General features: G+C 74.0%; 23 protein-coding genes and 1 pseudogene. 11 read left to right on the top strand and 13 right to left on the bottom strand.

The genetic code is table 11. The annotated features are described in order from the left end of the window. Window position 1: 1 nt before the first annotated feature. The gene (locus ACWENR_RS03520) at window positions 2-841 is read right to left on the bottom strand and encodes a hypothetical protein (protein ID WP_452275481.1); all 840 of its coding nucleotides are present in this window, start codon (window positions 839-841) and stop codon (window positions 2-4) included. A 171-nt stretch (window positions 842-1,012) separates the two neighbouring features. Here ACWENR_RS03520 and ACWENR_RS03515 point away from each other — a divergent pair, with 171 nt between their 5' ends. Both ACWENR_RS03515 and ACWENR_RS03510 read left to right on the top strand, forming a co-directional pair. Next, window positions 1,013-2,095 carry a Glu/Leu/Phe/Val family dehydrogenase gene (locus ACWENR_RS03515; protein ID WP_452275480.1) on the top strand — a complete coding sequence of 361 codons (1,083 nt, stop codon included), beginning with the start codon at window positions 1,013-1,015 and terminating at the stop codon, window positions 2,093-2,095. Window positions 2,096-2,384: 289 nt separating this feature from the next. Next, on the top strand, window positions 2,385-2,600 hold the full coding sequence (locus tag ACWENR_RS03510) for a DUF3073 domain-containing protein (protein WP_091099829.1): 216 nt from the start codon (window positions 2,385-2,387) through the stop codon (window positions 2,598-2,600). Between the two features lie 146 nt (window positions 2,601-2,746). Here the strand turns inward: ACWENR_RS03510 and amcA are convergent, their stop codons facing one another. The 5 genes from amcA to ACWENR_RS03485 form a co-directional block, all read right to left on the bottom strand. Continuing rightward, a complete protein-coding gene (amcA, locus tag ACWENR_RS03505) occupies window positions 2,747-2,983 on the bottom strand; it encodes a multiple cyclophane-containing RiPP AmcA (RefSeq protein WP_452275479.1) in 237 nt (78 codons plus the stop codon). Further along, window positions 2,952-4,055 carry a cyclophane-forming radical SAM peptide maturase AmcB gene (amcB, locus tag ACWENR_RS03500; RefSeq protein ID WP_452275520.1) on the bottom strand — a complete coding sequence of 368 codons (1,104 nt, stop codon included), beginning with the start codon at window positions 4,053-4,055 and terminating at the stop codon, window positions 2,952-2,954. The genes amcA and amcB overlap by 32 nt, the downstream gene beginning before the upstream one ends. Before the next feature lie 174 nt (window positions 4,056-4,229). Continuing rightward, window positions 4,230-5,384, bottom strand: a complete 1,155-nt coding sequence (gene purM / locus ACWENR_RS03495; protein ID WP_091099842.1) for a phosphoribosylformylglycinamidine cyclo-ligase — start codon at window positions 5,382-5,384, stop codon at window positions 4,230-4,232. 59 nt (window positions 5,385-5,443) lie between these two features. Beyond that, window positions 5,444-6,982: an amidophosphoribosyltransferase gene (gene purF / locus ACWENR_RS03490; RefSeq protein ID WP_452275478.1), complete on the bottom strand. Its 1,539-nt coding sequence runs from the start codon at window positions 6,980-6,982 to the stop codon at window positions 5,444-5,446. Between the two features lie 170 nt (window positions 6,983-7,152). Continuing rightward, on the bottom strand, window positions 7,153-7,506 hold the full coding sequence (locus ACWENR_RS03485; protein WP_452275477.1) for a sterol carrier family protein: 354 nt from the start codon (window positions 7,504-7,506) through the stop codon (window positions 7,153-7,155). A gap of 160 nt (window positions 7,507-7,666) precedes the next feature. Between ACWENR_RS03485 and ACWENR_RS03480 the strand changes: the two genes are divergently transcribed. Further along, entirely contained in the window at window positions 7,667-9,625 is a 1,959-nt protein-coding gene (locus ACWENR_RS03480; protein WP_452275476.1) for a hypothetical protein, read from the top strand. Window positions 9,626-9,818: 193 nt separating this feature from the next. Here ACWENR_RS03480 and ACWENR_RS03475 read toward each other — a convergent pair whose 3' ends face one another. The 4 genes from ACWENR_RS03475 to purS all read right to left on the bottom strand — a co-directional run bounded on the left by ACWENR_RS03475 (window position 9,819) and on the right by purS (window position 14,316). Further along, entirely contained in the window at window positions 9,819-10,574 is a 756-nt protein-coding gene (locus ACWENR_RS03475; RefSeq protein WP_452275475.1) for a 2-phosphosulfolactate phosphatase, read from the bottom strand. Window positions 10,575-10,578: 4 nt separating this feature from the next. Then, entirely contained in the window at window positions 10,579-13,302 is a 2,724-nt protein-coding gene (purL, locus tag ACWENR_RS03470; protein WP_452275474.1) for a phosphoribosylformylglycinamidine synthase subunit PurL, read from the bottom strand. A 70-nt stretch (window positions 13,303-13,372) separates the two neighbouring features. Next, entirely contained in the window at window positions 13,373-14,056 is a 684-nt protein-coding gene (gene purQ, locus ACWENR_RS03465) for a phosphoribosylformylglycinamidine synthase subunit PurQ (RefSeq protein ID WP_452275473.1), read from the bottom strand. After that, window positions 14,053-14,316, bottom strand: a complete 264-nt coding sequence (gene purS / locus ACWENR_RS03460; RefSeq protein ID WP_452275472.1) for a phosphoribosylformylglycinamidine synthase subunit PurS — start codon at window positions 14,314-14,316, stop codon at window positions 14,053-14,055. Before purS ends, purQ begins: the two co-directional genes overlap by 4 nt. A gap of 415 nt (window positions 14,317-14,731) precedes the next feature. Here purS and ACWENR_RS03455 point away from each other — a divergent pair, with 415 nt between their 5' ends. Both ACWENR_RS03455 and ACWENR_RS03450 read left to right on the top strand, forming a co-directional pair. Next, window positions 14,732-15,415 (top strand): S1 family peptidase, encoded by a 684-nt coding sequence (locus ACWENR_RS03455; RefSeq protein ID WP_452275471.1) that lies wholly within the window; start codon window positions 14,732-14,734, stop codon window positions 15,413-15,415. A gap of 23 nt (window positions 15,416-15,438) precedes the next feature. Further along, on the top strand, window positions 15,439-16,005 hold the full coding sequence (locus tag ACWENR_RS03450; protein WP_452275470.1) for a YbjQ family protein: 567 nt from the start codon (window positions 15,439-15,441) through the stop codon (window positions 16,003-16,005). Window positions 16,006-16,155: 150 nt separating this feature from the next. On the opposite strand, the gene purB is transcribed toward ACWENR_RS03450, so the two are convergent. Further along, window positions 16,156-17,580, bottom strand: coding sequence for an adenylosuccinate lyase (gene purB, locus ACWENR_RS03445; protein ID WP_452275469.1), 1,425 nt, complete (start codon window positions 17,578-17,580; stop codon window positions 16,156-16,158). Between the two features lie 371 nt (window positions 17,581-17,951). Between purB and ACWENR_RS03440 the strand changes: the two genes are divergently transcribed. Continuing rightward, complete coding sequence (locus tag ACWENR_RS03440) at window positions 17,952-18,428, top strand: hypothetical protein (protein ID WP_452275468.1); 477 nt, start codon at window positions 17,952-17,954, stop codon at window positions 18,426-18,428. Window positions 18,429-18,528: 100 nt separating this feature from the next. On the opposite strand, the gene ACWENR_RS03435 is transcribed toward ACWENR_RS03440, so the two are convergent. After that, window positions 18,529-20,280 carry a sugar ABC transporter permease gene (locus ACWENR_RS03435; protein WP_452275467.1) on the bottom strand — a complete coding sequence of 584 codons (1,752 nt, stop codon included), beginning with the start codon at window positions 20,278-20,280 and terminating at the stop codon, window positions 18,529-18,531. A 136-nt stretch (window positions 20,281-20,416) separates the two neighbouring features. Next, window positions 20,417-21,709: an acetyl-CoA C-acetyltransferase gene (locus ACWENR_RS03430; RefSeq protein ID WP_452275466.1), complete on the bottom strand. Its 1,293-nt coding sequence runs from the start codon at window positions 21,707-21,709 to the stop codon at window positions 20,417-20,419. 55 nt (window positions 21,710-21,764) lie between these two features. Here ACWENR_RS03430 and ACWENR_RS03425 point away from each other — a divergent pair, with 55 nt between their 5' ends. The 5 genes and pseudogenes from ACWENR_RS03425 to ACWENR_RS03405 all read left to right on the top strand — a co-directional run. Then, complete coding sequence (locus ACWENR_RS03425) at window positions 21,765-23,120, top strand: 3-oxoacyl-ACP reductase (RefSeq protein ID WP_452275465.1); 1,356 nt, start codon at window positions 21,765-21,767, stop codon at window positions 23,118-23,120. Next, complete coding sequence (locus ACWENR_RS03420) at window positions 23,120-24,184, top strand: MaoC/PaaZ C-terminal domain-containing protein (protein WP_452275464.1); 1,065 nt, start codon at window positions 23,120-23,122, stop codon at window positions 24,182-24,184. The genes ACWENR_RS03425 and ACWENR_RS03420 overlap by 1 nt, the downstream gene beginning before the upstream one ends. Window positions 24,185-24,280: 96 nt before the next feature. Further along, window positions 24,281-25,033 carry an NUDIX hydrolase gene (locus ACWENR_RS03415; protein ID WP_452275463.1) on the top strand — a complete coding sequence of 251 codons (753 nt, stop codon included), beginning with the start codon at window positions 24,281-24,283 and terminating at the stop codon, window positions 25,031-25,033. Further along, on the top strand, window positions 25,030-26,007 hold the full coding sequence (locus ACWENR_RS03410) for a serine/threonine protein kinase (protein ID WP_452275462.1): 978 nt from the start codon (window positions 25,030-25,032) through the stop codon (window positions 26,005-26,007). The genes ACWENR_RS03415 and ACWENR_RS03410 overlap by 4 nt, the downstream gene beginning before the upstream one ends. Before the next feature lie 9 nt (window positions 26,008-26,016). Continuing rightward, a pseudogene (locus ACWENR_RS03405) lies at window positions 26,017-26,475 on the top strand (hypothetical protein); the annotation flags it as partial.

The raw sequence follows: 26,475 nt of genomic DNA, 5'->3' as shown, positions 1-26,475 counted from the left end.
ATTAGTTGCACCGTTCCAACAGCTGCACGGCGCGCCACCGGGCGACCAGCTTGTCGTACGCCGCGGAAGCCTCCTCGGCCTCGCCCCGGGACAGCCCGGCGAGCCCGCTCGCCACCAGCTCGGGCGAGTCGTCGGCGGCCAGCGTCTCGTCGGAGAGCAGCTCGACCAGGCCGCCGTAGTCCAGCTCCACCACGGAGCGCGGGTGGAACTCCTCCAGCCAGCGGGCGGCCTCCTCGACCGCCTCGGTGATGGGCGCGTCGCCGACCGACTTGCGCAGCACCGACAGGGCGCGCGACGACCGGCGCCGCGCCTTGGAGATCTCCGTCCGGTAGCGCAGCGCCCGCCGCCCGGGACTGGTGACGTGGTGCCGCTCCGCCGGGTCGAAGAGCACGAACCAGCGCAGCGGCACGCCCCACGTGGCGATCTGCTCGTGCAGCCGGGGGACGCCGTGCTCCAGCACCCGGGCACCGCTGCGCCAGTCCTCCACCACGGCCTTGGCCTGCCCGGCGAGCACCGGTGGGACGAACGCGTCGGCGAGCACCGCGGGCACGCCGTCGCGCGCGCTCAGCGCCGCCTCGGCCACCCGGACGCGCAGGTTCCACGGGCAGACCAGCAACGCCTCGTCGGTCTCCAGGACGTACGCCTCGTCGGGCAGGTCGGGCAGGCGGGTCCAGCCCGCGCCGAGCGCCTCGATCACCGACGTCCGCTGCCGGCCGGGCCCCTCCACCGGGGCGACCGCCCGCCCCTGCTCGACGTAGCGGCGCCAGTACGTCTGACGGTCCCGGTCGAAGGCGGTCAACGGCTCGTACACGCGCAGGTATGAAGCGAAGAGCGACGGCACGGCGCGATCCTCCCACGAATCGGAACCCGACCGTCGTCGGCGCCGCGATCACGCGCGCCGTGGGCGGTCGGACGGCGTCGGCCGATACTAGGCTCAGCGGCACCGGCAGCATCCCGCCGGCGTCCACGGTCCACGTCCCACAAGGGCGCACCCCCACACCAGGAGCTAGTCATGGGCGTATTCGCCACCACCGACGACCCGGGATCCACCGGCCACGAGCAGGTCGTGTTCTGCCAGGACAAGCAGTCCGGCCTGAAGGCGATCATCGGCATCTACTCCACCGCGCTCGGCCCGGCGCTCGGCGGCACCCGGTTCTACCCGTACGACAGCGAGGAGGCCGCCCTCGCCGACGTGCTCGACCTGTCCCGGGGCATGGCCTACAAGAACGCCCTGGCCGGGCTGGACCTCGGTGGCGGCAAGGCGGTCATCTGGGGTGACCCCGAGCGGATCAAGAGCGAGTCGCTGCTGCGCGCGTACGGCCGGTTCGTGGAGTCCCTGGCCGGGCGCTACTACACCGCCTGCGACGTCGGCACCTACGTCGCCGACATGGACGTGATCGCCCGCGAGACGTCGTACGTCACCGGCCGCAGCGTCGAGCACGGCGGCGCCGGCGACTCCTCGATCCTCACCGCGTGGGGCGTGTTCCAGGGCATGCGGGCCGCCGCCGAGCACGTCTGGGGCGCGCCGACGCTGGCCGGCCGCCGGGTCGGCGTGGCGGGCCTGGGCAAGGTCGGCAAGTACCTGGTGGGCCACCTGCTCGACGACGGCGCCGAGGTGGTGGCGACCGACGTCAACCCGAAGGCCCTGGAGTGGGCGCACACCACCCACCCGCAGGTCGCGCTGGTCGACGACGTCGCCTCCCTGGTGGCCGCGGACATCGACGTGTACGCCCCGTGCGCCCTGGGCGGCGCGCTCAACGACGAGACGGTGCCGGTGCTGCGCGCCAAGGTGGTCGCCGGCGCGGCGAACAACCAGCTCGCCCACTCCGGCATCGAGAAGCTGCTGGCCGACCGCGGCATCCTCTACGCCCCCGACTACGTGGTGAACGCCGGCGGCGTCATCCAGGTGGCCGACGAGATCGAGGGCTTCAACTTCGACCGGGCCAAGCTGCGGGCGACCCGGATCTACGACACGACCCGCGAGATCCTACGGCTGGCCGACGCCGAGGGCGTCCCGCCGGCGGTGGCGGCGGACCGGCTCGCGGAGCGGCGGATGGCCGACGTCGGCCGGCTGCGCACGATCCTGCTGCGATGAGCGTCACGGGGCGGAGCCGGCCGGTTCCGCCCCACCCGTCGCTCCCGGCGGCGGGCGCCGTTAAGCTGAATTCGTGGGGCTTTGTCCGGTGTCACGGGCGCTCCCGGCATCGGTCCTTACCCGGTACAATCGGTGACGGCTGGACAACCGCGACGCGCGGTGCCGGTCGACGGTAACCCGAGGTGCCGAACGATGGCATCCCCATGTACCGTAAGAGCCACGAGAGATGCCTGACGTCATCGGGGCCCGCCTTCGGGCTGCCCCGCATTCTGTGCGAGGGGGTCGAGCCATGGGGCGCGGCCGTGCTAAGGCCAAGCAGACGAAGGTGGCGCGGGAGTTGAAGTACCACTCCCCGAACACCGACCTCACCGCCTTGCAGCGCGAGTTGGCGGGTGCTGGTAAGTCTGAGCACAACTTCGACGACGACTACAAAGAGTATGTCGACGACGATGATGAGGATCATGCGGACGAAGACCCGGATCCCTGGGTACGTCCGACCCGCTGACCTCCGGTCGCAGCTGAGCACGCGGTAATCCCCCGCGTGCTCACGCATGCGCCCATCCGAAGCGGCGCCAAGACCGACGACCAGGGAACCTGCCGTCCCGGAGGCGACTCCGGTCACCCGGCAGGTCCCCTGGTCGCGGTGCGCCCTCAGCGGGGTCGGTTGTTCCAGTTGTAGAACGTCGGGATGTTCTCGAAGTGGTTCCAGGCGCAGACGGCGCTCGCGCCGTCGCCGCCGGCCACCTCCGCCCGCAGCCGCCGCGCGGCCTCGGCCTCGTGGAGCAGTGCGGTGAGTCCCGGCGCGGCTTCCCGCACCCGGTCGGCGACCCGATCCGCGGCGGCGTCCGACCCGGGCTCAGGCTGCCGGTGACTGGTGGTCTCGGGCATGCTCCAACACTCCCTCCAGTAGGTGGATCTTGCTGTTGCGGCAGTGCGCGGTCTCCGTACCGTCGAAACGCCCCAGCTCGAAGTAACGGTTGGCCGCGTGGCCACCGCCGCAGAAGCCGAAGTAGGGGCAGGACGAACGGCACGCCTCGACGCCGGCGAGGAACTCGCCGACCCAGGGCGTCCGGTCCGCCCCGGCGAGGATCTCGGCCAGCGGGGCGGTCAGCACGTTGCCGCTGCTGAAGTCGCCGTACCGGGCGTCGGTGAAGCCGGCCAACTCGGGCGAGAGCACCGTCACCGAGCCGTCGTGCCCGACGGTCGGGATCGGGTCCAGCCGCCGGGGCAGCACGTCGTCGGCGGTGCCGGCCAGCACGGCGGCGGCGTACCGCAACGACCACTCGACCTCGCGCAGGTGGATCCGCGGATCCCGGCGCCAGGCCGCCACCAGCTCCGCCCAGAACGCGGTCACCGCCCGGGCGTCGTGGGAGTTGTCGCGGAGGTTGACCCCCTCGGTCTCCTCGATGTTGACGCCGAGCACGTCACAGCCGAGGCCGAGGAAGTAGTCGTACAGCTCCGTGGCGAGGCCCGGCCCGGGGCGGCCCACCACCGCCAGGGCGGAGAACGGCAGCCCGTGCCGGCGCAGCGCCGCCACCCCGCGCATGATCCGGTCGTACGCCGGCCCGCCCGCCCGCGTGACCCGGTCGCCGTTGCGCTCGCGCGGGCCGTCGACGCTCACGCTCACCCGCACCCGGTGCTCGGCGAAGAACGCGCACCAGGCGTCGTCGACCAGCGTGGCGTTGGTCTGCACGTGGTGCTCGACCTCGGGCCCGAAGGGCGCGATCAGCGCGGCCAGGTGCTCGCGGCCGGCCGCGAGCGGCTCCCCGCCGTGCCACACCACCGAGAAGCGCCCGGCCGCCGCCCACGGGTTGACCGACTCGGCCACCGCCTCGGCCACCGACACCGGCATCCGCCGGTCGACGGCGCGGAACGGCAGATAGCAGTATGCGCAATCCAGGTTGCACAGGGTGGTCGGCTGCATCACGACGTACGAGGGGACGACGGCCAGGCCGCGCATCCCGCTGAACGACTGTCCCCGAGCAGCCATTGCCCTCCTCAGCGCCTGAAGGGCTGTCGGGGAACTCCGGTGAGGGGGTCGCCCCGACAGCTTTGAGGGTGCCCTTCAGGCTAGGCGGCGACGGCCACTCGGGTGAAGCCCTGATCAGGTGCCCGTACGATCACCGCGAGTCGATCAGCCCCGGGTGTGCTGGCCGATCATCTGCACGTTGCCGGAGCCCTCGATGATCTCGCCGGCCTGCCACGCGTCGACGCCCCGGCCGGTCAGGGTGGCCAGCGCGCGGTCGGCGTCCTCGGCGGAGACGATCGCGAACATGCCGACGCCCATGTTGAAGGTCGCCTCCATCTCCGGGTCCTCGATCCGCCCCTTGGACTGGATCAGGTCGAAGATCGGCTGCGGCTTCCAGGTGGACCGGTTGACCACCGCGTCGACGTGCTCGGGCAGCACCCGCACCAGGTTGCCGGGGATGCCGCCGCCGGTGACGTGGGCCAGCGCCCGCACCTCGGCCTCGGCGATCAGCTTGAGGCAGTCCTGCGCGTAGATCTTGGTCGGGGTCAGCAGCTCCTCGCCGAGGGTGCGCTGCCGGCCGAAGTCGTCGATGACCACGTCGAGCCGCATCCGGCCGGCACCCAGCAGCACGTGCCGCACCAGGGAGTAGCCGTTGGAGTGCAGGCCCGACGAGCGCATGGCGATCACCACGTCGCCCACCTCGACCCGCTCCGGGCTGAGGATGTCGGCCTCCTCGACCACGCCGACGCCGGTGGCGGAGATGTCGTACTCGTCCGGCCGCAGCACGCCGGGGTGCTCGGCGGTCTCGCCGCCCAGCAGGGCGCAGCCCGCGTAGCGGCAGCCGTCGGCGATGCCGGCGCCGATCTCGGCGACCTTGTCCGGCACGACCTCGCCGGTGGCGATGTAGTCGAGCAGGAAGAGCGGCTCGGCGCCGCAGGCCACCAGGTCGTCGACGACCATCGCGACCAGGTCGATGCCGACCGTGTCGTGGATGTCCATCTGCTGCGCGATCACCAGCTTGGTGCCCACGCCGTCGGTGGACGACGCCAGGATCGGGTTCTTGTACTTCTTCGTGTCCAGCCGGAACAGGCCCGCGAAGCCACCCAGGTCGCCCATCACCTCCGGGCGCCGGGTCTGCTTCACCTTCGACTTGAGCAGCTCGACCGCCCGGTCGCCCGCCTCGATCGAGACCCCGGCGTCCGCGTACGAGACCGAGCGTTTGCGCGCCTGGCGGCCGGCGCCGGCCGTCCAGGGCTGGCGGTCGCCGCCGGCGCCGGTCGGGCTGCTTCCTGCGCCGCTGCGCTCGGACACGTGCGTCACGGTTCTCCCCTTTGTGGTTCTGGCGCCGTGCCGGCGGTGACCGGCCGCGCCGGGTGGTGCTACGGGCGGTGTGTGGTCACGCCGCCCGGAGTGGCGACGAGCGGAGGGGCGGTGTGCTCGGGGGCGTCGGGCGCCGCGGCGACCCGCCGGCCCACCCCCTCGAGCACGTGCTTGCCGATCAGGTTGCCGGCGGGCAGCTCGATCGGGTATTCCCCGTCGAAGCACGCGCGGCACAGCCGGGTCTTCGGCTGCTCGGTGGCGGCGATCAGACCGGAGAGCGAGACGTAGCCGAGCGTGTCCGCGCCGATCGACCGCCGGATGCCCTCGTTGTCCAGCCCGTTGGCCAGCAACTCGGCGCGGGTGGCGAAGTCGATGCCGTAGAAGCAGGGCCAGTTGACCGGCGGCGAGGAGATGCGCACGTGCACCTCCAGCGCGCCGGCCTCGCGCAGCATCCGCACGATCGCCCGCTGGGTGTTGCCGCGCACGATCGAGTCGTCGACCACGACCAGCCGCTTGCCCCGGACGTTCTCCCGCAGCGGGTTGAGCTTGAGCCGGATGCCGAGCTGGCGCAGGGTCTGCGACGGCTGGATGAAGGTGCGCCCGACGTACGGGTTCTTCATCAGGCCGGCGCCGTAGGTGATGCCGGACTCCTCGGCGTAGCCGATGGCCGCCGGGGTGCCCGACTCCGGCACCGGGATGACCAGATCCGCCTCGACCGGGTGCTCCTTGGCGAGCTGGCGGCCGATCTGCACCCGGGCGGAGTGCACGTTGCGGCCGGCGATGGTGGCGTCCGGGCGGGCGATGTAGACGTACTCGAAGAGGCAGCCCTTGGGCTCCGGGGCGGCGAACCGGCTGGACCGCAGGCCGTCCTCGTCGATCGCGATCAGCTCGCCCGGCTCGACCTCGCGGACCACGCTCGCGCCCACGATGTCCAGCGCGGCGGTCTCGCTGGCCACCACCCAGCCGCGCTCCAGCCGGCCCAGCACCAGCGGGCGTACGCCGTGCGGGTCGCGGGCCGCGTAGAGCGTCGACTCGTCCATGAACACGAAGCTGAACGCGCCGCGCAGCCGGGGCAGCACCTCCAGGGCCGCCGCCTCCACCGACAGGTCGGGGCGGCTGGCCAGCAGCATCGTCACCAGCGAGGTGTCGTTGGTCGAGCCGTCGGCGACCAGGCCCCGCTCGGTGACCTCGCGCTGGAGCTCCGCCGTGTTGACCAGGTTGCCGTTGTGCGCCAGCGCGATGGTGGTGCCGGAGGTGGTGGACCGGATGGTCGGCTGGGCGTTCTCCCAGGTCGAGCCGCCGGTGGTGGAGTAGCGCGCGTGGCCGATCGCCACGTGCCCGCGCAGGCTCGCCAGGGTCGGCTCGTCGAAGACCTGGGCGACCAGGCCGAGGTCCTTGTAGACCACCACGCCCGAGCCGTCGCTGACCGCGATGCCCGCCGCCTCCTGGCCGCGGTGCTGGAGGGCGTAGAGCCCGAAGTAGGTCAGGTTGGCGACCTCCTCACCGGGCGCCCACACGCCGAAGACGCCGCACGCGTCCTGCGGGCCGGGTCGTTGGGGGTCAAGGTCGTGGCTCAGCCGGCCGTCGCCTCGGGGCACCTGCGCTCCCTCATGCTGGTCTGGACCGGCCGTGCGCACCACGCGGGGGGCGGATCCGCACTCCTCGACCGGGACCACTGTCGTCGCCTGACAGTGTACGCGAATCGCTGTCAATACAGAAAGTCACGATCCGGCTCCCATGCGTCACCCATCGATGCGCGTCGCCGCAGCTAGAGCGGCAGGTACGCGGAGAGATCCGCCCGAATTCCACTCACCTGTACGCGACCCTGGGTGATCGCCTCGGCCCATTCGAGCCGCCCGGTGGCCACCGCCAGCCAGGTCCCCGGGTCCATCTCCACGACGTTCGGCGGGGTGCCGCGGGTGTGTCGAGGACCGGGAATGCACTGAACTGCGCCGTAAGGTGGGACACGCACCTCCACCGATCGGCCGGGGGCGCGCTCCGCGAGGGCGGTCAACAGGGCACGGACCGCATCTCGGAGGACCGGCCGTTCGGGCGTACGCCCCTCGTCGAGCGCCGACAACGCCGCCGCGACCGCGGCGGACTTAATGTGCGGAGAGGACACGACGGGACGATACGACCGGAGCCCGGCGCGCCGCACGCCGGCCCTGGGTCGCGCCGATCCGGTCAGACAAGGCATAGTTGCCGACGGCGTATTCGTACCGTGATGATCCCCGGCCCGGCGCCCCGCCGGTCGAGGGAAGTCAGTCCGGAAGGCGGTGGACGTGTCAACACACCGACGTGCCTGGAAGCAGCGGGCCGGTGTGGTCGTGGCGCTGGTTGTCGGCGCTGTGCTCGCTGTCCCCGCCACACCGGCCCTGGCCGCCGACGTCAACGTGTCGTCCGGCTCGGTCACCGTCAGCGCCGGCAGCGACGCCGCCGTCACCCTGATGGTGACTCCCCGCGAGGGCGACGAGACCGTCCGGATCAGCCTCGCCGGTCTTCCCGGCGGCGTGAGCTGCGGCGGCTGCGAAGAGCTCCGGTTCAACAACGACCGCGCAAAGCCCCACCTGCTGCGCATCAGGGCCAACGACAACGCCGGTGACGCGAACGTCACCGTCACGGTGGCGGCCGAGGGCGACAAGTCCGGCGCGGGCACCGCGACCTTCCAGCTGACCGTCAAGGGCAAGGCGCAGCCGACCCAGCCGCAGACGCAGACCGTCAAGTCGGTCTCCGGCAAGGTGGTCGCGCAGGCCAACGGCAAGGCCGTGCCGAACGCCGTGGTGATGCTCCAGGACGGCGCCGGCAACAAGCGGGACACGGTCAGCGACGAGAACGGCAACTTCCGCTTCAACGGCACCACCGAGAAGCCGATCGCGCCGGGCCGGCTCGCCGTCGGCGCCAGCGTCGGCGAGGTGTACGCCACCAAGAGCTTCGACGCGGCCGCCGGTCAGAGCATCACCGGCCAGCGCATCACCCTGGCGATCAAGGTCGAGACCACCCCGAGCGCGACCCCCTCGGCCAGCGAGGAGCCCCTCCCCACCGAGGAGGCCGTCGACGAGACCCCCGAGGAGAGCACCGAGGCGACCCCGGGCGCGGCGGCCAACGCCAGCAACGAGGACTCCGGCGGCATGGGGAACTGGCTGTTCATCCTGCTCGGCGGCCTGCTCGTCGCCGCGGGTGTCGGCACCATCGTGCTGCTCTGGATGCGCCGCAAGGACAGCGACGACGAGCCCGACGACGCCCCGGCGGGCGCTGCGGCGGGCGCGGTCCCGGCGGCCCGTGAGGGCTACCGTGGCGCCGGTGCGGACGACCAGACCCGGGTGGTCAACCGGGTCGGCGCCGGGCCCGACCCGACGATGGTCGGCGGCACCTCGCTCAGCGACGCGCCGACGATGATGCACCGCCCCGTGGTCGACGACGTGCCGCCGGACCCGTACGGCGCGCCCCCGCAGCCGTACGGCGCGGCGGGTGCCGGGGCGGGCTGGGCCGGAAACGGCTACGGCGACGAGCCGGCCGGCGCGGGCGGCTACGGCGACGGCGGCTACGGCAACGCCCCGTCGTCCGGCAGCGGCTACGGCAACGCCCCCGCGTCCGGCGGCGGCTACGGCAACGCCCCATCCTCCGGCAGCGGCTACGGCAACGCGCCCGCGTCCGGTGGCGGCTACGGCAGCCGCGACTACGGTGCGGCTGGTGCGGCCGGTGCTGCCGGTGCGGCCGGCTACTCGTCGGCTTCCGGCGGTGGCCGGGGCTACGGCGAGCGGTACGACGAGCCGACCGGCCGCTACACCGGCGAGGCCACCCAGTACCCGGCCCCGGCCGACCCGTACGCGACGGGCCTCTACCAGCAGGAGCAGGAGCAGGGCTACGGCCGGTCCGAGCCCGCGCCGTACGGCCGGGGCGGGGAGCCGACCGGCGGCTACGACCAGCGCGGCGGCTACGGTCAGCAGGGCGGCTACGACGAGCCCGGCTACGGTCAGCAGGGCGGCTACGGCCAGGAGCCCGCGCCGCGCGGCGGCTACGGCCAGCAGGGCGGCTACGACCAGCCCACCTCCTACGACCCGGGTGGCTACGGTCAGCAGGGTGGCTACGGCCAGGAGCCCCCGCAGCAGCGCGGCGGCTACGACGACCGCGGCTACGGCCAGCAGGGCGGCTACGACGACCCGCAGGCCGGGCGCGGCCGGGCGGACGGCCCGCCGCAGCAGGACCGGGGCGGTCGCCGGCTGGACTGGCTGGACGACTGACGACGGCTGACCCGGCGGGCCACGCGCCCGACGAAACGGCACCACGGCGAGGGCCGCTCGGGAGTTCCCGGGCGGCCCTCGCCGTTCGCGCCGCGACCGCCGGCGAGGAAGAAGCGCGACGGCCCTCGGTCCCGCGCCGGCGCGACGGCCACCCAGACAGCGGGGAACCCCGAAGACGGCAGCCCGACGGCCGTCAGGCGGCGGAGAAGACGCCCTGGCGCAGCACGGGGACCACGTCCGACACGCCGACCTGGACGGCGACCTCCACGTCCTGGGCGAAACCGCCCTCGATCAACTCACGGCCGGAGACGCTGCCACGCACGGCGGCGGGAACGTCGGGGGTGCTGGCGAGCGCGGCGAGCGCCATGGCCGCCTCGACGGAGAGCCCGCCGGGCACCCCGGAGAGGGCGTCCAGCACGCTGGCCGCGCCGAGTTGGTCCTCCACGGAGGGGCGCAGCGACCCGTCCGGCCACCGCTCGCCGGAGGCGACCACGCCGATCGGGGCGTCCGTCGAGCCGTACCCCTGGTGGCGCAGCCAGCGCCCGACGGCGGGCGCGTTGCGCAGGCAGGCCGCGACCACCGGCATGCCGGTGGCGCTGGCCGCGGCGCTGATCGCCGAGCCGTTCGGCGAGGGCAGCACGAGGTCGGCGACGACCGGCGCGGCGCTCAGCGCCGCCGGTGAGAGCGACCACGGGTGGTCCAAGGTCGTCTGCCGGCGGCCCACCGCGGCGACCGCGCCGACCCGCCGCGCGTAGTCGCCGGCCTGTTCGCCCCACGGGAACGGGTGCACCCGCATGCCCCGCCCGACGGCGACCTCCACGGCGGTGGTGAACGAGAGCACGTCCACCACCACCAGCACCGCGCAGACCCGGCCGAGCTCGGCCGCCCCGGTCAGCCCCCAGTCGAACCGGGCGCCGGATCCGGGTTGGCCGTAGACCGCCGCGGCCAACGCCTCAGCGCTTGTCGGGCGCGGCGGGCTGCTCGGTCTCACCGGAGTCGGGGTCGGACGCCCCGGCGGCCTGCGTCGGAGCGGCGGCCTCGGCCGGACCGTCGGCGGCCTCGGCAGCCGGCCGCTCCGGGGCGTCGGCCTCGACCGGCGCCACCGCGCCGGTCGACGGGACCGGCGCCGCCGACGCGATCGGCTCGGCCGCGACGTCCGCCGGGTCCACCGGCGCCGCCTCGGCCCGCTCGGCGTCGGGCAGCGGCACGGCCTCGACCGCACCGGCAACGCCGGCGGCCGGCGCGGGCACCTCGACGACCCCCGAGCCCCCGAAGAGGCGCGGCAGGGTCGCGGTGTGCGCGGCGCGCAGCTCGTCCAGGCCGATCCGGAACTGGCCGTGCACCTCCAGCGCGCCGCCGGCCGGGTCGGTGACACCGATCAGCTCGAACGGCACGCCGCGCTCGGCGCAGAGGGCGGTGAACGCCTTCTCGTGGCCGCGCGGCACCGAGACCAGGGCCCGCCCGGCGGACTCGCTGAACAGGTAGACGAACGGCATCGAGCCGCCGGCGAACCGCTCCGGCACCGCGATCCGCGCGCCGACGCCGCGCCGCAGGCAGGACTCGACCAGGCTCTGCGCGAGACCGCCGTCGGAGAGGTCGTGCGCCGAGCTGAGGTGCCCGACCCGGGCGGCCTCCGCGAGCAGGTCGGCCAGGAGCCGCTCGTGGGCCAGGTCGACCTGCGGGGGTACGCCGCCGAGGTGCTCGTGGGTGACCCACGCCCACTCCGAGCCGGAGAGCTCCACGTGCGTCTCGCCGAGCAGGAAGAGCTGGTCGTGGTCGCCGCCCGGACGCGGTACGAAGCCCATCGGCACCCGGTTGGCCACGTCGTCGAGCACGCCGAGCACGCCCACCACGGGGGTCGGGTGGATCGCGGCCGCGCCGGTCTGGTTGTAGAAGCTGACGTTGCCGCCCGTCACCGGGATGCCCAGCTCGGCGCAGCCGTCGGCCAGGCCGCGGACGGCCTCGGCGAACTGCCACATCACGCCCGGATCCTCCGGCGAGCCGAAGTTCAGGCAGTTGGTCACGGCGATCGGCTTCGCGCCGGTGACGGCGACGTTCCGGTACGCCTCGGCCAGCGCCAGCCTCGTGCCGTGGTAGGGGTCGAGGCGCGCGTAACGGCCGTTGCCGTCGACCGACAGCGCGACGCCGAGCCCGGTCCGCTCGTCGATCCGGATCACGCCGGAGTCCTCCGGCTGGGCGAGCACGGTGTTGCCCAGCACGTACCGGTCGTACTGCTCGGTGACCCAGGTCTTGTCGGCCAGGTTGGGCGAGGCGATCATGCGCAGCACGGTCTCGCGCAGCGCCTCCGGGTCGGCCGGGCGGGGCAGCGTCTCCGCGCGGTCGGCCTGGAGCAGGATCAGGTCGGCCGGCTCGCGCATCGGGCGGGCGTAGACGGGACCGTCGTCGACCAGGGAGCCCGGCGGCACGTCGACCACGAGCTGGTCCCGCCAGGTGATCAGCAGGCGGCCCGGCTGGCCGTCCGGCGACGGCGGGGTGACCTCGCCGATCGCGGTGGCCCAGACGCCCCACTTCTCGGCGGTCTTGAGCACCGCGTCGAGCTTCGCCGGCTCGACGACCAGCAGCATCCGCTCCTGGGACTCGCTGGCCAGGATCTCGTGCGGCTCCATCGAGGGCTCGCGCAGCGGCACCCGCTCCAGCCAGACCCGCATGCCGGTGCCGGCCGCCGCGGCGGTCTCGGTCAGCGCGCAGGTCAGGCCGGCGCCGCCGAGGTCCTGGATGCCGACGACGAGCTGGGCGTCGTAGAGCTCCAGGCAGGCCTCGATGAGCAGCTTCTCCATGAACGGGTCGCCCACCTGCACCGACGGGCGGCGCTGCTCGCTGCCCTCGTCGAAGGTGGCGCTGGCCAGCACGGAGACGCCGCCGATGCCGTCGCGGCCGGTCTTGGCGCCCATCAGCACCACGACGTTGCCCGGGCCGGCGGCGGCCTTGTTCTGCAGCCGGTCGACCGGCAGCACGCCGAGGCAGAGCGCGTTGACCAGCGGGTTGCCCTGGTAGCAGGGGTCGAAGACGACCTCGCCGCCGATGTTCGGCAGGCCGAGGCAGTTGCCGTAGCCGCCGATGCCGGCGACGACGCCGGGCAGCACCCGCGCGGTGTCGGGGTGGTCGGCCGCGCCGAAGCGCAGCGGGTCCATCACCGCGACCGGGCGGGCGCCCATGGCCAGGATGTCCCGGACGATGCCGCCGACGCCGGTCGCCGCGCCCTGGTAGGGCTCGACGAAGCTCGGGTGGTTGTGCGACTCGACCTTGAAGGTCACCGCCAGCTCGTCGGAGACCTGCACCACGCCGGCGTTCTCGCCGATGCCGGCGAGCAGCCGGTCGCTGGGCGGGGCCTTCTCGCCGAACTGGCGCAGGTGCACCTTGCTGGACTTGTAGGAGCAGTGCTCGCTCCACATGATCGAGTACATGGCCAGCTCGGCCTGGGTGGGCCGGCGGCCGAGGATGTGCCGGATCCGGTCGTACTCGTCGTCACGGAGCCCGAGCTCGGCGTACGGCTGGAGCTCGCCGGGGGTGTCCCCGGCGTGCGGCACCGTGTCCACGCCGGCGGCCCAGTCGGCGGCCGGCGCCGCGACCGCGGCCGGACGCGGCTCCACCGGCTGCGCCGGGGCGGCCGGGAACGCCTCCGGGGTCTCGCGAACCTCGTCCGGATGGGTGGTCATGACCTCTCCTCGCTGCGCCCGAGGCCGCCCCGAGGGCGGCTGAGCAGACCGATGATGCCGCCGCGCACGGTCACGCCGGCGCCCCCACCAGGTGCTTGAGCACCGAGGTGAAGAAGCCGAGGCCGTCCAGGGAGGGGCCGGTGAGCGCCTCCACGGCGTGCTCGGGATGCGGCATGATGCCGACCACGTTGCCGGCGGGGTTGGTGACGGCGGCGATGTCGCGCTGCGACCCGTTGGGGTTGCCGCCGACGTAGCGGGCGACCACCCGGCCCTCGGCTTCGAGCTGGTCCAGCGTCGCGGTGTCGGCGACGTAGCAGCCCTCGCCGTTCTTGACCGGGATCAGCACCTCCTGGCCGGGCTGGAGCGCGTTGGTCCACGCGGTGTCGACCGACTCGATGCGCAGGACCTGGTCCCGGTTGCGGAAGTGCAGGTGCTGGTTGCGGGTGAGGGCCCCGGGCAGCAGGTGGGCCTCGCAGAGGATCTGGAAGCCGTTGCAGACGCCGAGCACGGGCAGGCCGCCCCGGGCCGCGTCCACGATCGTCTCCATCACCGGCGCGAACCGGGCGATCGCGCCGCAGCGCAGGTAGTCGCCGTAGGAGAAGCCACCGGGCAGGACGACGGCGTCCACCCCGTGCAGCCGCGGGTCACCGTGCCAGAGGCGGACCGGTTCGGCGCCCGCGATCCGGACGGCCCGGGCCGCGTCCCCGTCGTCGAGCGAGCCGGGGAAGGTGACCACACCGACCCGGGCGGTCACGAGCGGGCGTCCGCGGTCTCGTCGGCCTCGACCAGGCGCACGGTGTAGTCCTCGATGACCGGGTTGGCGAGCAGCTTGTCGGCGATCTCGCGGGCCCGGTCCAGGTCCGGTTCACCGGAGAACTCGATCTCGATCCGCCTGCCGATCCGAACCGAGGCGACGTCGCTGACGCCGAGCCGGGGCAGCGCGTTTGCGACGGCCTGGCCCTGGGGATCGAGGATCTCGGGCTTGAGCATGACGTCGACGACGACGCGAGGCACTGGGCACTCCTGACTGTGTACGCAGTTGGGTGCCGACCCACAACGGGCGAGCGCAGCCAGCCTACCTGGCAGATCCGGCCCTGGACGCACCGGCCGGACGCAGTTCAGGCAGTGATCGACATTCCCGGCGCGGGGGCCGGGAGACCGATACGGGTTCGTTGCGATCCCGATGCGTTTCCGTTGCCGACCGGCCCGATTCGCCCCACTGCGCCGGACCGCCGCGCGCCCGTCACGATCGACCGACTCGACCGCGCCGCATCGGTGAAAATCTATTTCACTCTTGTGAACGACATCTCAGGGGCCCTACCGTACATCGTCGTACGTCGATTGGACGTCCGCGGCCGTCGGGCCACCCCCGCCCGCCGGCCGACAGCTCGACCGGTGAACCCGGACCCGTCCCCGAAGGAGCCCCACCATGCGCATCCGATCCATGATCGCGGTGCTGGCCACCGCAGCGGCCGGCCTGCTCGGCGCCAGCTCCGGCGCGGTCGCCGCCCCGGCCGGTCCGCAGCCGATCATCGGCGGCGGCACCGTCTCGTCCGCCCCGTGGGCCGCCGCCGTCTTCAGCAACGGATCGTTCACCTGCTCCGGCACGATCATCGCCCCGCAGTGGGTGCTCACCGCCCGGCACTGCGTCAGCGGCACGATGTCCGTCCGGGTCGGCAGCGTCTACCGCTCCTCCGGCGGCGTCACCAGCTCCGTCAGCGCCAGCTACAGCCGCTACGACCTGGCCCTGCTGCGCCTGTCCAGCAGTGTCAACACCTCGTACGTCTCGCTGGCCACCAGCAACCCGCCGATCGGCTCCACCAACTCGATCTACGGCTGGGGCATGACCTGCTACAGCGGCTGCTCGGCCTCCACCCAGCTCAAGACCGCCTCGGTCCAGGTGACCAGCAACAGCGCCACCGACGCGTACGGCGGCCAGGCGATCCGCAGCACGCGGATCAACGGCAACGCGTGGCGGGGCGACTCGGGCGGCCCGCAGTTCTACAACGGCCGGCAGGTCGGCGTCGCCTCCACCGCCGACGGCCAGAGCATCCAGAACTACGGCAGCGTCGCGTACAACCGGGCCTGGATCACCCAGACGGCCGGTGTCTGACGGTTAGCGCCCCGGCGGCGCGGATGGTCGGCTGCGCGCCGGCCGTCCGCGCCGCGCCGTTTTGCAGCATCCGATCAGGTGAACAAGGCACACGATCGGGTGCGCGCAACCCTGCGACCATCGGAAACGTGCTGGTCGTGACGACGGAGCAACTACCCGGGTACGAGATCCGCCAGATCCTCGGCGAAGTGGTGTCGTCGATGGCCAGGACGCGGAACCCGTACCGCGAGGGGGTCAAGAACCTGCGCGGTGGCGCGTACGACCCGATGGCCCCGGACAACCTCACCCGGTGGCGTACGGACTCGGTGGCCCGGCTCGGCGAGGAGGCCCGCCGGCTCGGCGCGAACGCCGTGGTGGGGATGCGCTTCGACAGCCGCGACTGCGGCGAGATGTGGATGGAGATCTGCGCGTACGGCACCGCCGTGATCGTGGCACCCAAGATGCCCGACGTCATGCCGCCCGACCAGCCCCTGGTCGCCGCGGAGACCGCCCACGACCCGGCCTTCGCCGAGTCCCCGGGCGGCATCGCCGAGCCGGCCAGCGCCCCCAACCTCCGCACGGCCGCGGAAACCCCCACCCGCGACGCCTGACCCACCCACCACCCGCCCGTCCGGCGCGTTGATCATGGCGTTGGCGCCCACCTCCTCGGCGTGTCGCGGCGACAACGTCATGATCAACCGCGTGGGGTCGGGGGCCGTGCGGCCGGGGCGGGGTCCGGGGGCCGTGCGGCCGGGGTGGGGTCAGAGGATGGGGGGTGGGGTGTAGGTGGCGGCGGCGGGGTGGGCGTCGACGACCTTCGCGATGCGGCGGGCAACGGCCTCGACCTGGGCGGGGGCGGCGCCGACGAAGGCCGTACGGTCGGCGACCAGGGCGTCGATCTCGCCGCGGGTCAGGCCCAGGCGGCCGTCCGTCGCGAGGCGGTCGAACAGGTCGTTCTCGGCGGCGCCCTTCTCCCGCATGGCGAGGGCGACGGCGACCGCGTGCTCCTTGATCACCTCGTGGGCGACCTCGCGGCCGACGCCCCGCCGGATGGCCGCCACGAGGAGCTTGGTGGTGGCGAGGAACGGCAGGAAGCGCTCCAGCTCGCGGTTGATCACGGCCGGGTACGCGCCGAACTCGTCCAGCACGGTGAGGAACGTCTGGAACAGCCCGTCGGCGGCGAAGAACGCGTCCGGCAGGGCGACCCGGCGGACCACCGAGCAGGAGACGTCCCCCTCGTTCCACTGGTCGCCGGCCAGCTCGCCGACCATCGACAGGTAGCCCCGGATGATCACCGCGAAGCCGTTGACCCGCTCGCTGGAGCGGGTGTTCATCTTGTGCGGCATCGCGCTGGAGCCGACCTGGCCCGGCTTGAAGCCCTCGGTGGCCAGCTCCTGGCCGACCATCAGCCGGATCGTGGTCGCCAGCGACGACGGCGCGGCGGCGATCTGCGCCAGCGCGGCGAGCACCGCCAGGTCGATCGAGCGCGGGTAGACCTGGCCGACGCTGTCGAGCACCCGGGAGAAGCCGAGGTGCTCGGCCACCCGGCGCTCCAGCTCGGCCACCTTGTCGGCGTCGCCGTCGAAGAGGTCGAGCTGGTCGGCGGCGGTGCCGACCGGGCCCTTGACGCCGCGCAGCGGGTACCAGTTGATCAGGTCGTCCAGCCGCTCGTACGCGATGAGCAGCTCCTCCGCGGCCGACGCGAAGCGCTTGCCCAGCGTGGTGGCCTGCGCCGCGACGTTGTGCGAGCGGCCGGTCATGACCAGGCCCGAGTGCTCGACGGCGAGCCGGGCCAGCCGGGCGAGGGTGGCGACCACGCGGTCGCGGATCAGCTCCAGCGAGGCCCGCACCTGGAGCTGCTCGACGTTCTCGGTGAGGTCCCGGGAGGTCATCCCCTTGTGCACGTGCTCGTGCCCGGCGAGCGCGCTGAACTCCTCGATCCGGGCCTTCACGTCGTGCCGGGTGACCCGCTCCCGCTCGGCGATCGAGGCCACGTCGACCTGGTCCAGCACCCGCTCGTACGCCTCGACCACGCCGTCCGGAACCGCCACGCCGAGGTCCCGCTGCGCCCGGAGCACGGCGAGCCAGAGCCGCCGTTCCATCCGGATCTTCTCCTCCGGGGACCAGAGGGCGACCAGCTCGGGTGAGGCGTACCGGTTGGCGAGCACGTTCGGGATCGTCGTCACGTGGCTCATTCTCTCGTATCCGCAGGCGGGAACGTCGCCGGGCGGGCCGCCCCACCGGTGGCGGGCCGCGTCACCGGTGGTGGGCCGCCTCACCGGTGGCGGGCCGCGTCACCGGGCGCAGACGGCCTCACCTCGGGCGGGCCGCCTCACCCGGGGGGCGGGCCGCCTCACCGGGCGCGGGCCGCCTCACCCGACCTCTGCCGCCCGGGACCGACCGGCGGGCGGCGGGGCGGGCGGATCGCGTGGTCCGCCGCCCGGCGGCCCGAGGGTCTTGCCATTTGGAGCCGAACTGTCTACACAGGACATCCACAGTGATCACGGGGGCGAGGCTCACCGCTCGTCCGATCGCGGTACGACAGGGAGGCCCGAGAATGAACCGGAAGATCAGGTATGGCGCGGCGGCGATGGCGTCGGCGCTGACCGTCAGCGGCGCGCTGGTGCTGGCCGCGGCGCCGGCGAGCGCCGCCACGGCGTGCAAGACCAACACCAAGGAGTTCCCGACCGACTGGTACAACGCCGACGTGACGGTGAAGCTCTGCGTCAGGTCGAACAGCACCAGCCACTTCGCCGACGGCTACGTGTCCTGGAACGAGGCGGGCAGCAACAAGTTCGACAAGTTCGTGGTCGAGGTCCGCCTCGAGCGCAACGACGCCGACATCGCCGTCGACACCTGCTCGATGCTGGCGGCGATCAACTCGACCTACAAGGGCGACGACTTCTGCGGCCGGGGCAGCTCGGCCGGCGGCACCGGCGGCTGGACCGCCGACGGCAAGGTCATCTACAACATCAACAACGACGGCAAGGGCGACATGGTCTGGTCGCTGACGGGCTCGCCGTCGATCAGCTGAGCCACGCCGGGGCCCGCCGGCGACCGTCCGGCGCCGGCGGGCCCCGACCGGGGACGCTGGGGGCGCGGTCAGTGGCCCCGGCTGGGCCGCCGGGCGCAGCTCAGTCCTTCACGACGCCCGGAGCGGCCTGGGCGGGAAGGTCGGGTGCCCGGCCGTCGGCCGGCGCCGCCGCCCGCCGGCCCGTCGCGATGACGAGCCGGTCGAGGTAGAACAGCTGCAACGCCACGAACGCGACCAGGAAGAGCAGCAGCATCGGCAGCGGCAGCACCTGGGCGACGAACCCCTGCACGGCCTCCGGGGCGCCGAACGACTGCGCCATCCGCAGGAGGACGAGGTTCGCCGCCGGCGCGTGCTCGACGTCCCGGATCACCAGTTGCGGCCACAGCCAGCTCTGCGCGCCGACCAGCCAGCTCAGCAGCCCGGCGCCGGCCACCATGGGCAGTGCGGGCACCAGCATGGTCGAGGCGAACCCGCCGCCGGCCTCCCAGCGTTCCCGCTGGCCCCGGAAGAACAGGGCGAACACCACGAGCGCGGGGACGGAGAGCCAGCCCGGCGGGATCAGCGCCGCGAAGGTGTCCAGTTGGTCGGCTTCCTGCGCCCGCAGGAAGTGGGCGATGGCCAGCGGGCCGTCGCCCACGAAGAGCCAGGGCGCGAACGGCAGCAGGAGCAGCTCGCTGGCCCGGCCCAGCGGGCGCAGGCCGCCGATGGCGAAGCCGGCCAGCGCGGCGAGGCCCACCCCGACCACCGCCGAGACCAGCGGCGGAAGCCAGGTGTTGGCCTGGACCCGGCCGGTGGAGACGCCGGAGGGCAGCGGCGGCGCGTCGGCGACGAGCATCCCCAGCCACGGCGCCAGCACGTACGCGAGCACGCCGAGGAACGCCAGCAGCCCCACCGCCAGCGCGCCGAGCGCGACCGGACTCCGCGGGGCGGGCGCCGCGCCCGCCGCCGGGCGCTCCCGCCAGCCGGTGAACGCGATCCGCGTGCGGGTCGTGACGAGCAGGACGACGGCGAGGACGCCGAGCACGGCCAGGAGCGCCAGCAGCAGCACGCTGCCCGCGGCCCCGACGCCGAACTCGAGCCGCGTCAGGCTCTCCCGCACGATCCGCACCATCGGGGCGGCCTGCTCGTCCCGGCCGCCCAGGACCGGCCACTGGAGCGACCAGGACTGCACGGTCACCGCGACGACGGCCAGCGCGAGCACGCCGCCGACGGCCAGGGCAGCCGGGGCGGAGCGGCCGCCGCCGGGGCGGCGGCGCAGCGCGGCGAGGAAGGCGGTGGCGCCGACCGCGACCACCAGCCCGGCCGTCAGCAGCGCCACGGTGCGTACGGAGGTCAGCGTGGGCGACTGCGTCCAGGAGTCCCGGTCGGCCTCGAACCGGTCCACGGTCCACGCCACGCCCACGGCGAGCGGGGCGTAGGCGGCCAGTGGCAGGGCCAGCAGCGCCCGGGTCACCAGGCGGGGCGCCCGGCCGGCCCGCTCCGCGGCGAGCGCGAGCAGCGGGGCGACGAGCAGCGCGAGCAGCAGCGGTACGAGCGCGAGCAGCAGCGCGTAGCCCAGGTCGCCGAGGAACCCGCGCTCGATCACCTGCGCGTAGTTGTCGCCCCCGACGGACTCGGTCGGACCGCGGAACGGCTGGCCCCGCCGGAAGCTCTCCGCCAGGGTGCTGACCGACGGCAGCACGTACGACCAGAGCAGGGCGACGACCGCCGGCACGAGCAGCACCAGGCCGGTGACGACCTGCGCGCCACGGCCGATCCCGACGCCCCCGGGCGACGGCGGGCGGGGCGGGGCCGGAACCGGCGACGCGGGACGGGCGTGGGGATCGGGCACGGACGTCGGGGCGGCAGACACCGGGCGGACCTCCGGTCGACGGTGGAAGGGGCGACCCGAGGCTAGGCCGCGGGCCGACACCGCGTGCGGGCGAGGGCCCGTACGGCGCACCCGCCTCCAGGTGAAGCCCCCGCACGGCGCCCCCGAGGGGCGGCGCTCAGCGCTCCAGGATGGCGGTCACGCCCTGCCCGCCGGCGGCGCAGATCGAGATCAGCCCCCGTCCGCCGCCGGACTCCGCGAGCAGCTTCGCCAGGGTCGCCACGATCCGGCCGCCGGTGGCCGCGAACGGGTGCCCGGCGGCCAGCGAGGAGCCGTTGACGTTGAGCTTGTCCCGGTCGATCGCGCCGAGCGGGGCGTCCAGGCCGAGCCGGTCCTTGCAGAACTCGGGGGACTCCCAGGCGGCCAGGGTGGCGAGCACCTGGGAGGCGAACGCCTCGTGGATCTCGTAGTAGTCGAAGTCCTGGAGCGTCAGCCCGGCCCGGGCCAGCATCCGGGGCACCGCGTACGCGGGGGCCATCAGCAGCCCCTCGTCGCCGTGCACGAAGTCGACGGCGGCGGCCTCCGACCAGGAGAACCAGGCCAGCACGGGCAGGTTGTGCTCGCGGGCCCACTCCTCGCTGGCCAGCAGCACCGTGGAGGCGCCGTCGGTCAGCGGCGACGAGTTGCCGGCGGTCATGGTGGCCCGCTCGGCGTCCGGGCCCTTCGCGCCGAAGACGGGCTTCAGCGAGCCGAGCTTCTCCAGGGTGGTGTCCGGGCGCAGGTTCTGGTCGCGGGTGAGCCCGAGGTAGGGCGTCAGCAGGTCGTCGAAGAACCCCCGGTCGTACGCGGCGGCGAGGCGCTGGTGCGAGCGCAGCGCCAGCTCGTCCTGGGACTGCCGGTCGATCTCCCAGCGGAGCGCGGTGCGGGCGGCGTGCTCCCCCATCGACAGCCCGGTACGCGGCTCGGCGTTGCGCGGGATCTCGGGCCGGAACGGCTGGGTGGGGCGCAGCTTCGCGGCGATCCTCAGCCGCTCGCCGAGCGTGCGGGCGCTGTTCAGCTTGAGCAGCGTGCGGCGCATGTCCTCGTTGACGGCCAGCGGCGCGTCGGAGGTGGTGTCCACGCCCCCGGCGACGCCCACCTCGATCTGCCCGAGGGCGATCTTGTTGGCGACCAGGATGGCCGCCTCCAGCCCGGTGCCGCAGGCCTGCTGGATGTCGTAGGCGGGGGTGTGCGGGTCGAGCTTCGAGCCGAGCACCACCTCGCGGGTCAGGTTGAAGTCCTTCGCGTGCTTGAGCACCGCGCCGGCCACCACCTCGCCCATCCGCTCGCCGGCCAGGCCGAACCGGGCCACCAGCCCGTCCAGCGCCGCGCCCAGCATGTCGGCGTTGGACGCGCTCGCGTACCGCGAGTTGGACCGGGCGAAGGGGATGCGGTTGCCGCCGATGACCGCGACCCGCCGGATGCTCTGCACGATCCCGCCTCCTCGAAACACTTGCCCTCAACCTACTCGCCAGTAGGCTACGCCTATGACCGACAGGTACGCGAGCTTCGTCCGATCGGGGGCCGGTCGCGCGCTGGTCAAGCGCCTCGGGCTGCCCGACCCGCCGCGACTGCGCCGACACGCCCCCGGCGACCCCCTCACCCCCGGTCCCGTCCTGCTGGGCGCCGCGACCGGGGGCCGGCTCGCCGAGCCGGTCGGCAAGCTCCTCGCCGCCGCCGGGGTCGAGCTGCGCGACCCCGACGCCGTGGAGTCCACCGAGCGCTTCGCCGCCCTGGTGTACGACGCCACCGGCGTCACCGACTCCACCGACCTGCGCCAGCTCTACGACTTCTTTCACCCGCACGCCCGGTCGGTGCTGCCGAGCGGGCGGGTGATCGTGCTCGGCACCCCGCCCGCCGAGGGCGGCTCGCCCCGCGAGGCCACCGCCCAGCGCGCCCTGGAGGGGCTGACCCGCAGCATCGGCAAGGAGTTCGGCCGGGGCGTCACCGCCCAGCTCGTGTACGTCACCAGGGACGCCGACCCCGGCACCTGGACCAGCCTGGAGGCCACCCTGCGGTTCCTGCTCTCCGGCCGGTCCGCGTACGTCTCGGGGCAGGTCGTGCGGGTCGGCGCCGGCACGGCCGCCGCCCCGGCCGACTGGGACCGCCCGCTGGACGGGCAGGTCGTCCTGGTCACCGGGGCGGCCCGGGGCATCGGCGCGGCGCTGGCCCGGGTGCTGGCCCGCGACGGCGCGCGCGTCGTCGCGCTGGACGTCCCGGCGGCGGGCGACGAGCTGGCGGCGGTCGCCAACGACATCGGCGCGACGGCCGTGCAGCTCGACCTGACCGCCCCCGACGCGCCGGCCCGGCTCGCCGCGCACCTGGCCGACCGGCACGGGCGGGTCGACGTGGTCGTCCACAACGCGGGCATCACCCGGGACAAGACCCTCGGCCGGATGGACGCCGACCGCTGGGACTCGGTCATCGACGTCAACCTCTCCAGCCAGGAGCGGATCAACGACGTCCTGCTGGAACGGGAGCTGATCCCGGCCGGCGGGCGGATCGTCTCGGTCTCCTCCATCGCCGGGATCGCCGGCAACCGGGGGCAGACCAACTACGCCACCAGCAAGGCGGGCGTGATCGGGCTGGTCGACTCGCTGGCCCCGGCCCTGCGCGAGCGCGGGATCAGCGTGAACGCCGTCGCCCCCGGGTTCATCGAGACCCGGCTGACCGCGCGCATCCCGCTGGTGGTCCGCGAGGCGGGCCGGCGGATGAACAGCATGTCGCAGGGCGGGCTGCCGGTGGACGTCGCCGAGACCATCGGCTGGCTGGCGTGGCCGGCCTCCGGCGCGGTCAGCGGCAACGTCGTCCGGGTCTGCGGCCAGAGCCTGCTGGGGGCGTGATGGCCGGGCGGAGGGAGCCGGCGGAGGGCCCGGCGGACGACCTGTCCCTGCACGAGCTGATCGACGGCCCCACGGAGGTGCTGCCGGAGGAGACGCTGGCGGCGGTCCGCCGGCCGGGGCCGAGCGGCCACGACCTGAGCATCGAGGAGACGCACGACCTCTCCGGGCCGGCCGACGAGGTGACGCGGGACCTGGCCGGGCACGCCGCGCCGGGTGCCCGGGAGCGCGTGGAGCTGCCCCGGATGCCGGCGGCCGGGGCGCTGTACCGGCGGGCGCTGCTCGGCGCGCTGCCCGGCCTCGCCGGCGGGCGGCGGGCGGGCGGCGTGCCGGCGGTGGAGCTGGCCGTCGCCGGGACCGCCGTCGACCGGGCACACCTGGCCGACTACGACCGGGTCTGCGGGTTCCGGCTCACCGACCGGCTGCCCGCGACGTTTCCGCACGTCATGGGGTTCCCGTTGGCCCTGCGGCTGATGACCGCGCCGGGGTTCCCGATCCCGCTGACCGGCGTGGTGCACGTCGGCAACCGGATCACCGTGCACCGCCCGGTCACCGCCGACGAGACCCTCGACTTCCGTGCGTACGCGGCGAACCTGCGCCCGCACGACCGGGGGCGGCAGGTCGACGTGGTGCTCGTCGGCTCGGTCGGCGGGGAGGAGGTCTGGCGGGGCGTCTCGACGTACCTCGGCCGGGAGCGCACGCCGGGCGGGGAGCGGCGGGACCGGGGCGAGCGGCCCGCCGCGCCGGCCGGCTCCGCGCGCTGGCGGGTCGAGCCCCGCGTCGGCACGGACTACGCGCGGGTCTCCGGTGACCACAACCCGATCCACACCTCCCGCCTCGGCGCCCGGCTGTTCGGCTTCCCCCGGCCGATCGCACACGGGATGTGGAGCAAGGCCCGCTGCCTGGCCGCGCTGGAGAACCGGCTGCCCGACGCCTACACCGTGGAGGTGGCATTCAAGCTGCCGGTGCCGCTGCCGAGCACGGTGAGCTTCGCGCGGCTGCCGGACGGCGGATTCGCCCTGCACGACCCGCGCGGCCGCCCGCACCTGGTGGGTCTCGTGCGCTGAGTCGCCCCTGCCGATCCGGACACCGGGCTTGGCAGGGGCGACTTCGTGCGCTAGGTTCTTCTCAGTTCGAGATGTTCTCAAGATGAGAGGGACGACGTGGACGAGCGGGAGTTCCTGGCCGCGTACGACCCCCGGGCCTATCCGGCGGTCGCGGTCACCGTCGACGTGGTGGCGCTGACCATCCGGGACGGCGCGCTGCACCTGCTGCTGATCCGGCGCGGCGAGCCCCCCTTCGAGGGGCACTGGGCGCTGCCCGGCGGCTTCGTCCGCCCCGACGAGGACCTGGCCGCCGGCGCCCGGCGCGAGCTGGCCGAGGAGACCGGGCTCGGCGGGGAGGGGCTGCGCCGCGTACACCTGGAGCAGCTCGCCAGCTACGGCGACCCCGGCCGCGACCCGCGGATGCGCGTCGTCTCGGTCGCCCACCTCGCGTTCGCGCCCGACCTGCCCGACCCGGCCCCCGGCACCGACGCCGACGAGGCGGCCTGGCTGCCCGTGACCACCCTGACCAACCGGCAGCTCGCCTTCGACCACGGCCGGATCATCGACGACGGGCTGGAGCGGGCCCGCGCCAAGCTCGAATACACCCCGCTCGCCACCCGCTTCCTCGCCCCCGAGTTCACCGTCAGCGAGCTGCGCGCCGTCTACGAGACGGTCTGGGGGCACCCCCTGCACGCCGGCAACTTCCACCGCAAGGTGCTCTCCGTGCCCGGCTTCGTGGAGAGCACCGGCGCCAGCACCGAGCGCGGCGGCGCGCGCGGCGGCCCCCGCGCCAGGCTCTACCGGGCCGGCGACGCCCGGCTGCTGCACCCGGCGCTGCTGCGCCCCGCCCGGGAGGAGACGGTCCGATGAGGACCGCCGAGGCCATCCGCCTCGTCGCGGCGGCCCGCGACGACGACGACCTGTTCGGCACCGACCAGCCGGCCCGCCGCTACCGCGAGCTGGTCGCGGCCCTGCACCCCGACCGGGTGGCCGCCGACCCGGCGGTACGCGCCGACGCCACCGACGCGTTCGTCCGGGTCACCACCCGCTGGAGGGCCCGCCAGGTCACCGTCCTCGGCGACTACCGCCTCGGCGCGGCCCCGGAGCACACCGGCGACCTGGCCGACCTCTACGACGTCGGCGCCGACCGGCTGCTCAAGCTGCCCCGGCGGCCCACCGACAACGACCTGATGGCCCGCGAGGCGCACGCCCTGCACACCATCGCCGAACGCGGCGACCCGCGCTACCTGCCGTACGTGCCCCGGCTGGTGGACTCGTTCCGGCACTCCGACGCCGCGACCGGCGCCGAACGGCGGATCAACGTGCTCGCCACCGCGCCCGGCCTGCACGACCTGACCGAGGTGCGGCGGGCGTACCCCGACGGGCTCGACGCCCGCGACGTCGCCTGGATGTGGCGCCGGCTGCTGGTCGCGCTCGGCCTGGCCCACCGGGCGGGCGTCGTGCACGGCGCGGTCCTGCCGCCGCACGTGCTCATCGAGCCCGACCGGCACGGCGTGGTGCTCGTCGACTGGTGCTTCTCCGCGCCCGTCGGCAGCACGATCCCCGCCCTGGTCCCCGGTCACGACGCGCGGTGGTACCCCGACGAGGTTCCCCGGAAGCGGCCCTGCGGGCCGGGCACCGACATCGCCATGGCCAGCGGATGCATGAGCTGGCTGATGGGGCCGCGCGCGCCGCGCGAGCTGGACGCCTTCGCGCGGGGCTGCCGCCAGCGGGCGCTGGGCGCTCGACCCGACGACGCGTGGCTCCTGCTGCGCGAACTGGACGAGGTGCTGGACCGGCTCTACGGCCCCCGCACCTTCCGACCCTTCACCCTCAACCCGTAAGGAGCTGTCATGGGCAGTGGAATGTGGTCCACCGACGTGTACGACGCCGCCGACCGCTACCGCCGGGCCACCGGCAAGAGCGCGTTCTCGTACAGCGACAGCGGGGCGCGCAAGGTGCACCCCGCCCTCGATCCCCGGGGCGTGGTGCGGGAGAGCCGCGACTCCGACGAGCACCCCCGCTCGACGCCCATCGCGGTGCTGTTCGACGTGACCGGCTCGATGGGCAACGTGCCGCGCGTCCTGCAGACCAAGCTGCCGCAGCTGCTCGGGCTGCTGCAACGGCAGGGCTACGCCCCCGATCCGCAGATCATGTTCGGCGCGATCGGCGACGCCACCTGCGACCGGGTGCCGTTGCAGGTCGGGCAGTTCGAGTCGGACAACCGGATGGACGACGACCTGGGCCGCATCGTGCTGGAGGGCGGCGGCGGCGGGCAGATGACCGAGTCGTACGAGCTGGCCATGTACTTC

The organism is Micromonospora sp. NPDC004336 (genome assembly GCF_053602615.1).
Note: the sequence above shows the minus strand (reverse complement) of the source record. Positions and strands in the feature narration are given on the sequence as shown.

Bases quoted from the DNA above. Each gene is read 5' to 3' on its own strand.
- ACWENR_RS03515 (WP_452275480.1), top strand. From the start codon at position 1,013: ATGGGCGTATTCGCCACCACCGACGACCCGGGATCCACCGGCCACGAG.
- ACWENR_RS03510 (WP_091099829.1), top strand. From the start codon at position 2,385: ATGGGGCGCGGCCGTGCTAAGGCCAAGCAGACGAAGGTGGCGCGGGAG.
- amcA (WP_452275479.1), bottom strand. From the start codon at position 2,983: ATGCCCGAGACCACCAGTCACCGGCAGCCTGAGCCCGGGTCGGACGCC.
- amcB (WP_452275520.1), bottom strand. From the start codon at position 4,055: ATGCGCGGCCTGGCCGTCGTCCCCTCGTACGTCGTGATGCAGCCGACC.
- purL (WP_452275474.1), bottom strand. From the start codon at position 13,302: ATGACCACCCATCCGGACGAGGTTCGCGAGACCCCGGAGGCGTTCCCG.
- ACWENR_RS03455 (WP_452275471.1), top strand. From the start codon at position 14,732: ATGCGCATCCGATCCATGATCGCGGTGCTGGCCACCGCAGCGGCCGGC.
- ACWENR_RS03450 (WP_452275470.1), top strand. From the start codon at position 15,439: ATGGTCGGCTGCGCGCCGGCCGTCCGCGCCGCGCCGTTTTGCAGCATC.
- ACWENR_RS03440 (WP_452275468.1), top strand. From the start codon at position 17,952: ATGAACCGGAAGATCAGGTATGGCGCGGCGGCGATGGCGTCGGCGCTG.
- ACWENR_RS03425 (WP_452275465.1), top strand. From the start codon at position 21,765: ATGACCGACAGGTACGCGAGCTTCGTCCGATCGGGGGCCGGTCGCGCG.
- ACWENR_RS03420 (WP_452275464.1), top strand. From the start codon at position 23,120: ATGGCCGGGCGGAGGGAGCCGGCGGAGGGCCCGGCGGACGACCTGTCC.
- ACWENR_RS03410 (WP_452275462.1), top strand. From the start codon at position 25,030: ATGAGGACCGCCGAGGCCATCCGCCTCGTCGCGGCGGCCCGCGACGAC.